The sequence below is a fragment of the Pseudarthrobacter sp. NPDC092439 genome, assembly GCF_044754945.1.
Taxonomy (GTDB): domain Bacteria; phylum Actinomycetota; class Actinomycetes; order Actinomycetales; family Micrococcaceae; genus Arthrobacter.
In genome coordinates this window covers 265,465-279,564 of the sequence record NZ_JBIVQB010000002.1, presented here as the reverse complement: position 1 = coordinate 279,564, position 14,100 = coordinate 265,465, and the positions used below count along the sequence as shown (strand labels likewise).

Genomic DNA, 14,100 nt, shown 5'->3' with positions numbered 1-14,100 from the left:
CCCCGAAGGTCATTGCATAGGAGCAACCATGGCAGCGCATACCCTGCAATCAGTGCCCGCCGAGCCACCCGCGTCAGAGCAGCACCAGGCGCAGCTGGACGCCGAAGGCCAGGCCAACTTCGACCGCATCATCGCCGAGGATTCGAGGGTCGAGCCGAAGGACTGGATGCCGGCCGCGTACCGCAAAACCCTCCTCCGCCAGGTGAGCCAGCACGCCCACTCGGAAATCATCGGCATGCAGCCTGAAGCCAACTGGATCTCAAGGGCCCCCAGCCTCAAGCGCAAGGCCATCCTCATGGCCAAGGTCCAGGACGAGGCCGGCCACGGCCTCTACCTCTACTCCGCCGCCGAAACCCTTGGCCAGTCCAGGGACAAGATGATGGATGACCTCATCGCCGGCAAGGCCCGTTACTCCAGCATCTTCAACTACCCTGCCCTGACCTGGGCGGACATGGGCGCCATCGGCTGGCTCGTGGACGGCGCCGCGATCTGTAACCAGGTCCCGCTGTGCCGCGCCTCCTACGGGCCCTACGGACGAGCCATGGTCCGCATCTGCAAGGAAGAATCCTTCCACCAGCGCCAGGGTTTTGAGATCCTGCTGGAACTCGCCAACGGTACAGAAGCCCAGAAGCAGATGGCCCAGGACGCCGTGAACCGCTGGTACGCCCCGGCCCTGATGATGTTCGGCCCGCCGGATGACGATTCGCCCAACTCCAAGCAGTCCATGGCCTGGAACATCAAGCGCTTCAGCAACGACGAGCTCCGCAGCCGCTTCGTGGGCATGATGGTGGAACAGGTCAAGGTCCTTGGCCTCACCCTCCCCGATGACCAGATCCGTTTCAACGAGGACACCAGGAAGTGGGAACACGGCCCGCTGGACTGGGAGGAGTTCCACGAGGTGCTCGCCGGCCGCGGCCCGTGCAACGCCCAGCGCCTGGAGCGCCGCAGGGAAGCGCACGACGCCGGCGCCTGGGTCCGCGAGGCAGCGGCGGCTTACGCAGCAAAACAGTCAGCCAAGGCAAAGGAATACGCAGCATGAGTCCCCACGGCAACCCGGAGGCCCCCGCAAGCGCCGCAGCCCGGATCAACCGCGACGCCCCCAAGGCCAGCCCTGCGCCCAACGAGCACACGGATGACCGCTCCGCCTGGGGCCTTTGGGAGGTCTTCGTCCGGTCCAGCCGCGGCCTGAGCCATGTCCACGCCGGCTCCCTGCACGCCCCGGACGCCGCCATGGCACTGCGCAACGCCCGCGACCTCTACACGAGAAGGAACGAAGGCGTGTCCATCTGGGTGGTCCCCGCGGACGCCATCGCCGCCAGCGACCCCGACTCCAAGGGCGCCTTCTTCGAGTCGCCCCAGGGCAAGGATTACCGGCACGCCACCTACTACACCAAGAGCGAAGGGGTGAAGCACCTGTGAGCTCCACCCATACCGAAGGCCACGGCGACATCTCCACCGGCGTGGCTGCGCCCAGCGGCAGTGGTGACTCCAACGCCTCCGCAACAAGAATCACCCCCGGTAACGCGCTCCGTCCGGAAGATATCGCCCTCGACGTCAGCACTGGCGCAGCCCGGCCCAGCCGGGACATTGCAGAATATGCCCTCCGCCTTGGCGACGATGCCCTGATCCTGGCGCAGCGCCTGGGCCACTGGATCTCCAGGGCCCCCGAACTGGAGGAGGACATCGCCCTGGGCAACATCGCCCTGGACCAGCTGGGCCACGCCCGCAGCTTCCTCACCTATGCCGGCGCCGGCCTGCCCAGCGAGGACGGCACGCCGCGGACCGAGGACGACCTGGCCTACTTCCGCCGCGAACACGAGTTCCGCAGCGTCCAGCTGTTCGAGCAGCCCAACGGGGACTTCGCGGCCACCATCGCCCGCCAGTTCGTGGTGAGCTACTACCAGTTCGAGCTTTACCGCCGCCTCACAGGATCCACGGATGCAACCCTCTCAGCCATCGCCGCCAAGGCCGTGAAGGAAGTGGATTACCACCGGGACCACAGCGCCCAGTGGATCCTCCGCCTGGCCGGCGGCACCGAGGAATCCCGGACCCGCATGATCCACGGCCTGCGCACCATGTGGCCGTACGTGAACGAACTGTTCCAGGACGACGACCTGACGCTGCGGCTGGCTGAGGCGGGTGCCGCCGTCGTGCCTTCCACTCTGCGGGAGGACTTCGACCGGCTCACCGGCGAAATCCTCGCCGAGGCGGAACTGGACGTCCCGGACATCCCGCCGGCCCCCGGCGGCGGCCGCCAGGGCAGGCACTCCGAGTACCTCGGCTACATCCTCGCGGAGATGCAGGTGCTGGCCCGCGAGCACCCCGGGGCAGGCTGGTGACCGTCATGGCCACGGAGGTTGACCGGCGCCAGAAGGCCTGGGACATCGCCGCCACGGTGTGCGATCCGGAAATTCCGGTGCTTACCATTGCTGACCTGGGCATCCTCCGCAACGTCCAGGTGACGGAGGAAACGGACGACGGCGGCACGCCCCGGACCGTCCGCGTCACCATCACGCCAACGTACTCGGGCTGCCCGGCCATGGACGCCATCCGGGATGACCTGAAGACTGCCTTCGCGAAGGAGGGCTACCAGGACGTGCAGGTGGAACTGGTCCTCGCCCCGGCGTGGACCACGGACTGGATGACGGACGAAGGCAAGGCAAAGCTGCAGGAGTACGGCATCGCCCCGCCCACCGGCAACTCCAAGGCCGGCGGCCACTCCGGTCCCGTCCGCTTGAGCCTGGCCGTGAAGTGCCCGCAGTGCGCCAGCCTCAACACCAAGGAACTCACCCGTTTCGGTTCCACCTCCTGCAAGGCGCTGTACGTCTGCCAGGACTGCAAGGAACCGTTCGACTACTTCAAAGTCCTGTAAAGGAAGCACCCATGCCTGTTGTCCGCCAGACCGCCGCCGAAGAAGCGCAGGTGACCGGCCGCCGTCGTCCGTCCTTCCATACGCTCGCCGTGAAGGAGGTCCGCCGGCTCACCGATGACGCCATCGAGGTCTCCTTCCACGTACCCGCGGAGCTCGCCGGCCAGTTCGACTACCTGCCCGGCCAGTACGTGGCCCTGCGCACCACGCTGCCGGACGAGACGGGCGAGCCGAAGGAAATCCGCCGCAGCTACTCGATCTGCGCCGAGCCGCGGAGCTTCGCGGACGGCACCAGCGAGATCCGCGTCGCCATCAAGAAGGACCTGGGCGGGCTGTTCTCCACGTGGGCCAACGCCGAGCTCAAGGCCGGGGACACGCTGGACGTGATGAGCCCGATGGGCGCGTTCGTGTCCAAGCACGGGCGGGACGGGCAGGCTGTGGAGCAGAACGTCATGAACTCCATGAACCACCCGGAGGAGCTGGCGGGGGACGCCGGACTTAGAGGCGGCACGTTCGTGGCCATCGCAGCGGGGTCCGGCATCACCCCGGTGATCGCGATCGCCCGCACGCTGCTGGCCGCCAACCCGGATACCCGCTTCGACCTGATCTACGCCAACAAGGCCGCCATGGACGTGATGTTCCTGGAGGAGCTGGCGGACCTGAAGGACAGGTACCCGCAGCGGCTGGCCATCCACCACGTGCTGTCCCGCGAGCAGCGGATCGCGCCGCTGCTGAGCGGCCGGATCGACGCGGAGAAGCTGCAGCAGCTCCTCGGCACCGCCATCCACGCGGACGACGTGGACGAGTGGTTCCTGTGCGGGCCGTTTGAACTGGTGCAGCTGTGCCGCGACACCCTGGCCGAACGCGGCGTGAAGCCGGAGCATGTCCGGTTTGAGTTGTTCACCTCCGGCAAGCCGGACCGCCCGGAGGGGCATGCCGGCCGTCCCGTGCTGGTGGACGAGTCCAAGGAGACGTACAAGATCACGTTCAAGCTGGACGGCCTGCAGGGCGAGGTGGCCAGCCCCACCCACGCCCGCGAGTCGATCCTGAACGCCGCGCTCCGGGTCCGGCCGGACGTGCCGTTCGCGTGCGCCGGCGGGGTGTGCGGCACGTGCCGGGCAAAGGTGGTCACCGGCAGCGTCACCATGGACGAAAACTATGCGCTGGAGCAGGATGAGCTGGACAAGGGCTACGTGCTCACGTGCCAAAGCCACCCCACCAGCAAGGAAGTCACGGTCGACTTCGACGTCTAGCCTGTATCCGACCACCTGAGGAGCTCCATGATTTCGCTGTCCATCAACAACGGTGTTGCCGAGGTGGTGCTTGACGCGCCGCACAAGCTCAATTCGCTCGACGGGCAGGCACTGAAGGATTTAACCCAGGCGTACGACGACGCCGCTGCCGCCGCCTCCCGCGGTGAGGTGCGGGCGCTGCTCCTGCGCGGAGAGGGCCGCGCCTTCTGCGCGGGCCGGGACATCGCCGGAGTCACCCCGGAGAGCGACGACGCCGCCGCGTACCTGGGCGGGCTTGTGGAGCCACTGCTTAAGAAGATGGCAGCGTTCCCCGCTCCGACGTTCGCAGCCGCCCAGGGGGCGTGCCTGGGCGTGGGGCTGGGGCTGCTGCTGGCTACGGACGTGGTGTACGTGGCGGAGAACGCCAAGTTCGGCTCGCCGTTCGCCAAGCTGGGCGCCACGCTGGATTCGGGCGGGCACTGGTACTTCACGGAGCGGCTTGGCATGCACCGGACGCTGGACCTGATCTATACGGCGGACCTGATCTCCGGCGCAGAGGCGGTGGCGCAAGGGTTGTTCAGCCGGGCGATGCCGGCCGGCTCGCTGCTGGAGACGACGCGGGGGATCGTGGGCCGGGTGGCTGCCGGGCCGACGGGCGCTTTTGTTGCGTCCAAGGAGCTGGTGGCGCACATTCGGGACCAGCGGCTGGGACTGTGGGCCTCAATGCAGGAAGAGAACGCGGAGCAGGCCCGGCTGTGCACCACGGAAGACTATGCCGAGGGTTTCCGGGCGTTCCAGGAGAAGCGGGAGCCGCAGTTCAAGGATTAGCCTGACGATTCCGGGGACCTGTTTTCCGCCGTTGGCACCGGTTTCCATTGTGCCCAATCGCCGGGCCGGGTGGACGGGCGCCCCAACAGGTATCCCTGCCCTCCGGCCATGCCAATGGTGGTGACAGCGGCGAGTTCCCTCTCCGTTTCGATCCCTTCGGCCACGACGACGGCCCCAACGTGCGCAGCGAATTCGGTCATGGCGGCGCCTAGGGCGTACTGACCTTTGCTCTTGTCTATCCCGGCGATGATTTCGCGGTCGATTTTGATGATGTCCGGGGCCAGTTGCAGGATGTGGCGCATGGAGGCGAAGCCGGCCCCGGCATCGTCCACGGCCAGCAGGATCCCATCGCGGCGAAGAACGGCGAGTGCTTCCCTCAGAGTCCGGTAGTCGGCGACGGCTGTCCTCTCGGTCAGTTCCAGGACTATGGGGCGCGCCGCGGGCTGTGACCGGCGGATCACTTCAGCCAGACGGGGATTGAGGCAGGTTTCAGGGGAAAGGTTCACCGAGACGTAGATGTCAGCAGGCAGGCCTGTGGCGGCGGCAAGCGCAGCCTGCATGGAAGCCAGTTCGAGTTCTGCGCCGAGGCCAACGGAGGTGGCCTGGCTGAACCAGATATCGGGGGTTACATCCCCAGCATCCCGAAACCTGGCGAGGGCCTCTGCGCCGGTGACGCGGCCGCTGGACAGGTCGTAGATCGGCTGGAAGGCGATGCTGAAGGACAGCCCTTCCAGGACTGCCTCGACCGGCCCCGCATCTGTTTGGCGGAGATGGTCTGCGCAGTCTCGGACCCCAAAGGTCTGCTGGTGCCCTCGAAGCCGTTCATGACGCCGGAGCCGTCATAGCGGGCGCGTCCGGACGCCTCCACCCAGACGGTGCTTCCGTTACGGTGCCGGCAGGGCACGATCAGACCGGTGAAGGAGCCCTTGCGGGCCGGATCGGCAATTATTTTCTGTGCCGCGGCGAGGTCCGATTCGCCCACCACAAGTCCGCAATGCCGGCCGATGAGTTCGCCGGGTGCATAGCCCAATATCGTGGCGGAGGCAGGACTGGAAAAGGTGAACCGCCAGTCGGCGTCCACTTCCCAGAGCCATTCGCGGCTCGTGGACAGGACGGTACTCATAAGTTCGGCCGTTCGGGATGCCTTTCGGCTCTCATGCCGTTGCTCCCGTACCAAGAGGCAGGTGGCTGTCACGCTTACCGGCACCAGGACGACCGCTGCCGTGGCCAGGAACTCCACTGCTCCGGGAGCGGACAGCCAGTGCTCGCGGGACAACAACCCCAGGAGGATGGCGAGGGCGATTGCGCTTTGCAGCCCGACAACGGCAAGGAACAGGCGCCCGGCCGCGGATGACAGCATGTCCCGGCTGCCTCGTGCCCCGCCGGCCCGGCCCGGGCCGGCATGGTCAACGCCCGAGGCGGCTTCAGTGCTTTGGGAGGCTGGCGGGCGTGGATCGGCAGAAAGCCCCACTGTTGGCCCCCTTTTCCCCAGTGAATTTATGCTACCTGAACGCGTCAGAGCTGTCTTTCTTTCCGGCCAGTTCCCAACAATGGCGCGGCCGGTGGTTACCGTCTGCGGCACGCTGCCGATAGTTAAGCCGTGCCTTTGAGGGAGAGCAGGGCGGCAGGAGCCCGGCAGCAGCATGCTCCGCAGCGTCGCGGGCACCTCACGAACACGGGCCCCGAGGTTCCCAAACAGCCTGTGTCGGTTCTGTTGGCCCTGACGGGAGCAGGATCCCTGCTGGTTTTGCTCGCTGCCCAGGGCATAGTGGGTTCGCAGCCGTCTGCGGGACATGGGACAGCGGGCCAGGCAGCAAAGCCGGACGGGGTCCCAACCTACGAGGGCCCTGCCATGACTCCAGGACCCTCAGCCGCGGCTACAGACCCGTGGCGACTTCCGCTCCTGGTGACCAAGGAACGCCCTCTTCAGCCGCTCACCTACGTTCCGGATGACCTCGTATCCATCGCAGGCACGAGGCTCGTTGAGGCTGCGGCCCGGGACCTCGAAGCCATGTTGGAGGCCGCCGCGGGCGACGGCTCGCCCGTCCTCGTCGCCAGCGGGTACCGCTCCTACCAGGAACAAGAGGCCCTGCACGCAGGATTCGTGGCTACGTTAGGCGCCGGGCGGGCTGCGGACCTGTCCGCGCAACCGGGTCACAGCGAACACCAGACCGGCCTCGCCGTGGACATCGCCGATCCCTCCGGCGAATGCGCCTTGATGCCATGCTTCGCGCAGACTCCCGCCGGTGCCTGGGCTGCAGCGAACGCCTGGCGTTACGGGTTCATCGTCCGGTATCCGGCAGGCGCGCAGGCAGTCACCGGCTACACGTACGAACCATGGCACCTGCGGCATGTCGGCATCGCGACGGCGGCTGCCATGCACCGCGGCCCGGCGGATACGCTCGAGGCCTACGTCGCGGACCAGGAACATCCGACGGCGGGCTGAAGCGGCTGTCATTGGGGGTCTGCCGGCAGGGCGCCCGGCCTGGGCCTGCCGCTTACCCTGCCAAAGGGAGTTGGGCCCGCACTGGCCAGCTGCTGCCTTCAAGGACCACCTGTGCACACATCCCGCTGACCGGGTTGACCACGATGGGTGCCATCAGGTTCACAGTGGTTCCGTCTTCGGCCGGGTTAGCCACCAGCAGGATCCTTACACCGGTTTCTCCGGGCGCCAACTGTTCCAGCTGCGCTGGGGACATGTGGGGCTGGTAACCCGGAGCGTAGACCGCAGGGTCCACCAGGAAGAGTCGAAGTGCTGATTCGTCTGCCGACCGCAGCGAATAAAGCCCCTCGGCGCCGTCCACCGCATCGAGGCTGAAGTCAACAAAGGGCGCCAGCCCGGGCAAAGGCGAGGTGAACGTCACCGCGCTCATCGCAGGAAGTCCATAAGGGTAGGCTGCAGGACCTTGGCAGTCACGGCCAGGGCCGTCCGGTAGTTGACCTCCTGGAGGTTCATGTCCAGGATCGCCTGAGCGGTGTCCACGTCTTCGACGCCGGAACGCTGGGCCTCCAACAGGCCGGAAAGGTCCATGTTTATCTCTTCCGCACGCAGGAGCTGCGCATGGCGGGTGCCGATGTCAGCATATTGTCCAATAAACACCTCATGCCGGGCATCAATGGCGGCAAGGTGTCGGCTGACATTCACACCGGAGCGCAGATCGGCCACGATGCTGTCCACCAGGCTAAAAACTGAGTCAGTGCCGGTGCCGAAGACTGCCGCGCCGTCGGTGCAGACACGGACGGTGGTGCCGGGAGCTATCCGCCGTTCCACCGCAGCACCGGGCACGCCGGTAAAGACAGGGGGATTGTCAACGGTGAAGGCGCCCGCGGCATCCGATGTACCGGCGAACACGCTGCGCCCTAGGTACTGGGTGTTGGCCTGACTGAGCAGGTCGGCCCGCAGGCCTTCAAGCTCGACGGCGATCGCCTGGCGGGCCGCCGGCGGTACCGAGTCGTTGGCGCCCTGGATGGTCAGGTCCCGAACGCGGTTCAGGATGCCCGTCGCAGTGCTCATGGCGGTATCAAGAGTGGTCAGCCAGCCGTTGCCGTTGGCGATGTTACGGCCGTACTGGTCGGCCGCGGCCTGCTCCGCGCGCACCTTCAGGGAGGCAGCAGTGCCGGACGGATCGTCGGAGGGGCGGGTAATCTTTTGCTGCGAGGCGACCTTTTCCTGCAAGGCCGCCATCCGGGTCATGTTGGACTGCAGGGTGCGCTGCGCGGCGATGCTCAGGGTTTGGTTCGTTGAGCGCGTGATCATGGGTTACCTTCCCACCAGCCCGGTTCGATTGATGAGGACATCCAGCATTTCATCGATGGCTGTCATCACCCGCGCGGCGGCCTGGTACGCGTGCTGGTTACTCAGGAGACTGACGTTTTCCTCGTCCAGGCTCACTGCCGCCTGGGACAGCTGCATGTCTTTGGCGGTGTTTGCCGCTGCCTCCGCCAGCACGCCGCGCTGAAGTTCAGCGCGGGCGGCGGAGCCCAGCTGGATCACGAAGGTATTCCAGGCATCGTCCGGAGAATCGGCGCCTGCATTGATTTGCGAGATTGCGTCGGCGTTGCCGCCGTCGAACGGTCCAGCTCCCGCCCTGCCCGTGGCGAGGCCGGAGGCATCCGTAGGCACCACGCCCAAGCCGGCCGCTGGAGCCAGTCCGGGGGAAAACTTGAAAAAGTCCAGGCCGGTGCTGCCATTCACGCTGCTGCCACCGCGGTGCAGGGTGTTCACAGTGCTGGACAACTTTTCCGCGAAGGCGTTGTAAGAGGCCGCCGCTTCTGCGATCGCGCCCCCGGAGCCGCCGCTGGCCGGGGCCAGCAGCGAGAGAGATCCGGCCATTTCACCGCTTTCCAGTCCGACGGCGGAGCCCGGGCGGTGCGTCCATTCCAGCTGGACCCGGGCGGTGGAAGCCCCCTCCATCCGGTTGGATCCTGCAACCTGGACGGTGCGGTACCTATCTGCCGACACAAGGGTGTTGCCGCCTATGAAGACGTCCACGGTTCCATCCGCGTTGTCCCGGACCGTGCCACCGGCCATGGAGGCGATGTCTGCGGTGATGAGGCTTCGCTGGTCGATGAGTTCATTAACCGAGCCCCCGGCGGAGAGTGTGGTGCGGATGCGGATATTCAGGTCTGCCACCTGCGCTGCCGCAGCGTTGAGTTGGTCCGCCATACCGGATACGCCGGAGCGTGTGCGGCTCCAGAGTGCATCGATGTCCCCGTATCCACGGCCGAGCTGCGCTGCAAGGGCGCCGGCTTCCTGGAGCACGGCCTTGGTGGGAGCGGCTTCGCCGGCCTGGTTGGCCAGGTCCTGCCAAGCTCCCCAAAAACGCTGGAGCTGGGCGCTGAGGCCGTTCTCCCCGGGCTCATTCAGTACATCTTCGAGGGAGATGAGGACTTCGGCGCGGACCGCGGTATAGCCGGCGCTTGCGGCGCCCGACCGGGCGCGTGCGTCGAGGTAGGCATTACCGAGGCGGGCGATGCCATCAACCGATACTCCCTGTCCGGCGGAGGGTGCGCCCGCGAAAAGGCCCGTGCGGCCCGCCGGACCGGCGGCGGAAGTCTCCAACCGCTGCCGGGTGTATCCCTCAGTGCCCGCATTGGCCACGTTCTGGCTCGCGACGTTGAGTGCCTGCCGGGCGGCCGACAGGCCCGTGTACGCGGTGTTAAGGCCGCTGAATGTGCTCACGCTTTTCCTTTAGAGTTGCCGGTCCAGAGTGGACGTTCCAGAGGTGGGGGAAGGGGCGCCCAGGGAGTCGTAAGTCCCGGCGTCGGCGCGGAGGCCAGCAAGCGTTTCCTGCGTGGACTTCATGGCCGCGCGCAGGAACACCTCGTTGGCGTCACGGAGTTCCTTGATCCGTGCGGTCAGGGCGAGCAGTTCCTTCAAATGGCCTTCAAAGATCTCCGCCCAGGGGCCGGACGGGGCGTTCGACACAATGTCCCGCAGGGTGGGCTGTTCGCCGAGGTTCCACTCGGCCGCCAGTGCCGCCACGGCCACCTCGCGCGAGAGCGCCTCGGAGCGCAGGCGCTCCACCACCTGTTCCACCTCGCGGGTGGCGTGGTGAAGCCATTTGGTGTTGCCCGTGGTTAAGAGCAGCTGTTCTTCTTCCAGCTTGAAGGTAAGGAGTCCCAGGAGCTCCCGTTCGCGCCAGAGCAGTGCCGACAGTTCATTGGCCGCCACACGCATATTCAACTCCCTTGAATGCCAGTGCAGTGATGCCTGCCGCACTTCCTACGCCTTTCACCATCGTCCTGTATTCACCAGCCGTTAGGAACCCGGCCACCGGGAACACTCGAGCAAACCGGTTAAAGAAAGGAACCCGGCCACCGGGAACACTCGAGCAAACCGGTTAAAGAAAATGTGGCACGCCTACTAACGGAACGGTGCGTGCGGGCGATAGTCCACAGCGCCGCCCCATGGACGGAGCGGCTCAAGTTCACCCACATCACGGAGGAATTCACCATGGGTATGCAGATCAACACCAACATCGCGGCACTTAACTCGTACCGCAACCTGTCCAGCACGCAGAACGACCTGTCCAAGTCGCTGGAGAAGCTTTCCAGCGGCCTGCGTATCAACCGCGCCGCGGACGATGCCGCCGGCCTCTCCATCTCCGAGGGCCTGCGCTCGCAGATCAACGGCCTGGGCGTCGCTTCCCGCAACGCACAGGATGGCATCAGCGTCATCCAGACAGCTGAAGGCGCACTGACCGAGGTCCACAGCATCCTGCAGCGCATGCGTGACCTCGCTGTGCAGGGTGCTAACGACTCGAACAATGCCGACTCCCGCGCCGCAATCAAGAACGAAGCCGACCAGCTGGGCGCAGAGCTTTCCCGCATTACTGAGTCCACCAACTTCAACGGCATCAACCTGTTCCAGGCAAGCGCCACCACCGGACCTGCAAGCCTGAGCTTCCAGGTCGGTGCTGAAGGGGACGCGGCGTCCACCATCTCCGTGGACATGCTGGATCTGGCCACGGCTGTCAACGGCGTCACCGGTGGCACTGCTGGAACCCTTGGCACCGATGCGGCTAACTTCGATGTGACCGACGCAGCGACGGCACAGGCCACTGTTGAGCTCATCGATACTGCCATCAAGAACGTTTCGGTGGGCCGCTCGGAACTGGGTGCAAACCAGAACCGCATGGAGTCGGCCATCAACAGCCTCGCCGTGTCCAAGGAAAACCTGACCGCTGCCGAGTCCCGTATCCGCGACACGGACATGGCTGCCGAGATGGTGAACTACACCCGCTCGAACATCCTGTCCCAGGCCGGAACCGCCATGCTCGCGCAGGCAAACCAGTCCAACCAGGGCGTCCTGCAGCTGCTGGGCTAATACCGCTAGCCCGGTATAACCGGACGCCGCCAACGGTGGCCAGGGGCGAGCTGTGGATCCTCCTGGCCACTGCAGGCGGCGCCGGTTTCAGTACCAGCGCCGCTTTCAGTACCAGCGCCGCTACCTAGTACTTCAAGGGACTTCTTATGGGCATCGCACTACCCGGCCTCGCCACGGGCATGGACACCACCGGCCTGATCAGCTCGTTAATGCGGATCGAGGCGATTCCGCAGACGCTGCTCAAAAATAAGGTCTCCGCTTCACAGAGCATGGTGACGTCCCTGCAGACGCTAAATGCGAAGATTGCGTCCTTGGCCGAGTTGAGCAAGGCCACCGCGAAGACCGGAGCGCTGGACCTCTTCGTTGCAACATCCAGCAGCGAGGGCGTGACCGCCAAAGCCGGCGCCGGCGCCACCGCGGGCTCTGTGGACTTCACGGTAGACCGCCTGGCCCAGGCCCATGCGGGTGTCACAGCCAGCATGACTGTCTGGCCAAACGATCCGCCGGTGCTGACGTTCGTTGGGGCCGACGGCACCCGCACCGAGGTCGCCGCAGCATCCACCAGTCTCGACGACGTTGTCTCCGCCGTGAACGCCTCAGCGACGGCGGGTGTGACCGCCATGAAGGTCTCCACCGGCAACGGGGAATACCGGCTGCAGCTGACCTCCAAAACTTCCGGGGCGGCGGGGTCCTTTACCGCCTACCGCGGCAACACCGCCGACCTCGACGCCGGCACCGCCACCGATCTCTTCGCCGAGCCCGGCGCGGCCGTCATCAAGACGGGCCAGGACGCCCAGGTCACCCTGTGGGCCGGAACCGGCGCGGCGCAGGCCATCACGTCGTCGTCCAACACCTTCACGGGTTTGCTGCCGGGGGTGGACGTTACGCTCGCCTCCGTGCCAACCGCGCCTGTAACCGTCACCGTAGCCGGAGACAACGAGCAGATTACAAAGAAGGCCGAGGACCTGGTCAGCGCCCTCAACGGAATCTTCGCGTACATCAAGTCCAACAGCGCCGTCACCCCGGCGACCGGATCGGCCGGCACCAAGGCAGGGAACTTTACTGGCGACAGCACCGTCCGTGACGCCAACCAACGGCTGCTGGCTGCCGCCTCCCAGCCGGTTGGCGGAAGATCGCCCGCGGAGATCGGCATCGCGATCACCAAGGACGGAAACTTCACCTTCGACGCGGCAAAGTTCTCCGCGGCGCTCGCAGCGGATCCCGCGCTCGTGGAGTCCACGCTCCAAACCATCGCCGGTCGGGTGGAAACCGCTGCCACTGTCACTTCAGACAGATACACGGGGCTGATCACAGCCAGCATCAATGGGCGCCAGTCTGTCGTAAAGAACCTGCAGGACCAGATCCTGAAATGGGACGACCGGCTCGCTGCCCGCGAGGAGACGCTCAAGCGCATCTACTCGGGACTGGAAGTGCAGATCAGCCGCATGAACTCGCAGTCGGCCTGGCTCGCCTCACAGATTGCCACCCTTCCCCAAGGAGACCAAGGATCATGACAACGGCCGCAATGTTCAACCGGCAGCGTGAGCAGCTCCGCCGTGAGGCCATCCTCTCGGCAACGCCGGCGCAGCTTGTCACCATGCTCTATGACCGGCTGCTGCTGGACCTTGGCCGGGCGGAAACCGCGCAGGAAGGCGCCAACTGGGCCGTTGCATCCGAGAATCTGTTGCACGCGCAGGCCATCATCGCCGAACTCAGCGCGTCCCTGGACACCACTGCGTGGGACGGCGCCGACAACCTGCTGGGCATCTACAACTACGTATCCTCAGCCCTGGTCTCCGCCAACCTCCACCGGAACGCGGACCGCACCCGCGAGGCCATCCGCCTGTTGCAGCCGCTGCAGCAGGCCTGGCGCGAAGCCGCAGCTCAGCTGCCCGCCGGCACTCCAATGATGGCGTCCGGCGGGAGCCTGGGCATTGCCTGAAGCGCCAGCCCCAAAGACCGGGATGGGTGCCGGCTGGGATTCCTTGCTGGCAGACTTCGAAGCGGACGTGCAGGCCGCGCAAAATGCGGGTGCTGCCGGCGAGGCTGCGGAAGCCATGGAGCCGTGGACAGCGCCGCAGGACCTGGGCCCGCTACCTGCCCGCCTGGCAGAGCGGGCCGCCCGGATCCTCAGCGCCCAGCGGCACGCCCTCAGGGCGTTGGAACACGCTAAAGAAGACGCCGCAAAACACCTGGCCGCACTGGACGCCATACCCTCCGTCCGTGCGCCGCTGCAGTCGGTCTACCTGGACGTCGAAGGCTAGACCCAACCGACGGGTAACAAATCACTGGATGCGGCTTACGTGCCCGGACGCTGTGCCGATAGAACTAGGTGAGCAAGG

17 protein-coding genes are annotated in these 14,100 nt (G+C 66.0%); 11 read left to right on the top strand and 6 right to left on the bottom strand.

The annotated features are described in order from the left end of the window. Positions 1-28 precede the first annotated feature (28 nt). Genes paaA through ACIQCM_RS06115 form a run of 6 tightly spaced genes read left to right on the top strand, consistent with a single transcriptional unit; the run spans position 29 to position 4,929 of the window. Positions 29-1,039: a 1,2-phenylacetyl-CoA epoxidase subunit PaaA gene (gene paaA / locus ACIQCM_RS06140; RefSeq protein ID WP_400604776.1), complete on the top strand. Its 1,011-nt coding sequence runs from the start codon at positions 29-31 to the stop codon at positions 1,037-1,039. Then, complete coding sequence (gene paaB / locus ACIQCM_RS06135; RefSeq protein ID WP_400604774.1) at positions 1,036-1,419, top strand: 1,2-phenylacetyl-CoA epoxidase subunit PaaB; 384 nt, start codon at positions 1,036-1,038, stop codon at positions 1,417-1,419. Before paaA ends, paaB begins: the two co-directional genes overlap by 4 nt. Beyond that, positions 1,416-2,339 carry a 1,2-phenylacetyl-CoA epoxidase subunit PaaC gene (paaC, locus tag ACIQCM_RS06130; RefSeq protein WP_400604772.1) on the top strand — a complete coding sequence of 308 codons (924 nt, stop codon included), beginning with the start codon at positions 1,416-1,418 and terminating at the stop codon, positions 2,337-2,339. The genes paaB and paaC overlap by 4 nt, the downstream gene beginning before the upstream one ends. A gap of 5 nt (positions 2,340-2,344) precedes the next feature. Beyond that, complete coding sequence (gene paaD, locus ACIQCM_RS06125) at positions 2,345-2,872, top strand: 1,2-phenylacetyl-CoA epoxidase subunit PaaD (RefSeq protein ID WP_400604770.1); 528 nt, start codon at positions 2,345-2,347, stop codon at positions 2,870-2,872. A gap of 11 nt (positions 2,873-2,883) precedes the next feature. Beyond that, the gene (gene paaE / locus ACIQCM_RS06120; protein WP_400604769.1) at positions 2,884-4,122 is read left to right on the top strand and encodes a 1,2-phenylacetyl-CoA epoxidase subunit PaaE; all 1,239 of its coding nucleotides are present in this window, start codon (positions 2,884-2,886) and stop codon (positions 4,120-4,122) included. A 27-nt stretch (positions 4,123-4,149) separates the two neighbouring features. Next, the gene (locus ACIQCM_RS06115) at positions 4,150-4,929 is read left to right on the top strand and encodes an enoyl-CoA hydratase/isomerase family protein (protein WP_400604767.1); all 780 of its coding nucleotides are present in this window, start codon (positions 4,150-4,152) and stop codon (positions 4,927-4,929) included. Here ACIQCM_RS06115 and ACIQCM_RS06110 read toward each other — a convergent pair. Both ACIQCM_RS06110 and ACIQCM_RS06105 read right to left on the bottom strand, forming a co-directional pair. Then, a complete protein-coding gene (locus ACIQCM_RS06110) occupies positions 4,926-5,618 on the bottom strand; it encodes an EAL domain-containing protein (protein WP_400605438.1) in 693 nt (230 codons plus the stop codon). The two genes, ACIQCM_RS06115 and ACIQCM_RS06110, sit on opposite strands and share 4 nt — an antisense overlap. Further along, entirely contained in the window at positions 5,555-6,289 is a 735-nt protein-coding gene (locus ACIQCM_RS06105; RefSeq protein WP_400604765.1) for a PAS domain-containing protein, read from the bottom strand. Before ACIQCM_RS06105 ends, ACIQCM_RS06110 begins: the two co-directional genes overlap by 64 nt. A gap of 492 nt (positions 6,290-6,781) precedes the next feature. On the opposite strand from ACIQCM_RS06105, the gene ACIQCM_RS06100 reads away from it, so the two are divergent. Next, positions 6,782-7,375, top strand: a complete 594-nt coding sequence (locus tag ACIQCM_RS06100) for a D-alanyl-D-alanine carboxypeptidase family protein (RefSeq protein WP_400604763.1) — start codon at positions 6,782-6,784, stop codon at positions 7,373-7,375. A 52-nt stretch (positions 7,376-7,427) separates the two neighbouring features. On the opposite strand, the gene ACIQCM_RS06095 is transcribed toward ACIQCM_RS06100, so the two are convergent. The 4 genes from ACIQCM_RS06095 to ACIQCM_RS06080 are packed head-to-tail and all read right to left on the bottom strand — an operon-like array spanning position 7,428 to position 10,609. Next, positions 7,428-7,802, bottom strand: coding sequence for a flagellar assembly protein FliW (locus tag ACIQCM_RS06095; protein WP_400604761.1), 375 nt, complete (start codon positions 7,800-7,802; stop codon positions 7,428-7,430). After that, the gene (gene flgL, locus ACIQCM_RS06090; RefSeq protein ID WP_400604759.1) at positions 7,799-8,686 is read right to left on the bottom strand and encodes a flagellar hook-associated protein FlgL; all 888 of its coding nucleotides are present in this window, start codon (positions 8,684-8,686) and stop codon (positions 7,799-7,801) included. The genes ACIQCM_RS06095 and flgL overlap by 4 nt, the downstream gene beginning before the upstream one ends. Positions 8,687-8,689: 3 nt before the next feature. Next, on the bottom strand, positions 8,690-10,111 hold the full coding sequence (gene flgK, locus ACIQCM_RS06085; protein ID WP_400604758.1) for a flagellar hook-associated protein FlgK: 1,422 nt from the start codon (positions 10,109-10,111) through the stop codon (positions 8,690-8,692). Positions 10,112-10,120: 9 nt separating this feature from the next. After that, a complete protein-coding gene (locus ACIQCM_RS06080; protein WP_400604756.1) occupies positions 10,121-10,609 on the bottom strand; it encodes a flagellar protein FlgN in 489 nt (162 codons plus the stop codon). A 276-nt stretch (positions 10,610-10,885) separates the two neighbouring features. Here ACIQCM_RS06080 and ACIQCM_RS06075 point away from each other — a divergent pair, with 276 nt between their 5' ends. From ACIQCM_RS06075 to ACIQCM_RS06060, 4 genes are all read left to right on the top strand, one after another. Next, positions 10,886-11,758 carry a flagellin gene (locus ACIQCM_RS06075; protein ID WP_400605435.1) on the top strand — a complete coding sequence of 291 codons (873 nt, stop codon included), beginning with the start codon at positions 10,886-10,888 and terminating at the stop codon, positions 11,756-11,758. A 146-nt stretch (positions 11,759-11,904) separates the two neighbouring features. Next, positions 11,905-13,272, top strand: coding sequence for a flagellar filament capping protein FliD (gene fliD, locus ACIQCM_RS06070; RefSeq protein WP_400604755.1), 1,368 nt, complete (start codon positions 11,905-11,907; stop codon positions 13,270-13,272). Then, on the top strand, positions 13,269-13,700 hold the full coding sequence (gene fliS / locus ACIQCM_RS06065; protein WP_400604753.1) for a flagellar export chaperone FliS: 432 nt from the start codon (positions 13,269-13,271) through the stop codon (positions 13,698-13,700). Before fliD ends, fliS begins: the two co-directional genes overlap by 4 nt. Continuing rightward, positions 13,693-14,022 carry a hypothetical protein gene (locus ACIQCM_RS06060; protein ID WP_400604751.1) on the top strand — a complete coding sequence of 110 codons (330 nt, stop codon included), beginning with the start codon at positions 13,693-13,695 and terminating at the stop codon, positions 14,020-14,022. Before fliS ends, ACIQCM_RS06060 begins: the two co-directional genes overlap by 8 nt. Positions 14,023-14,100 lie beyond the last annotated feature (78 nt).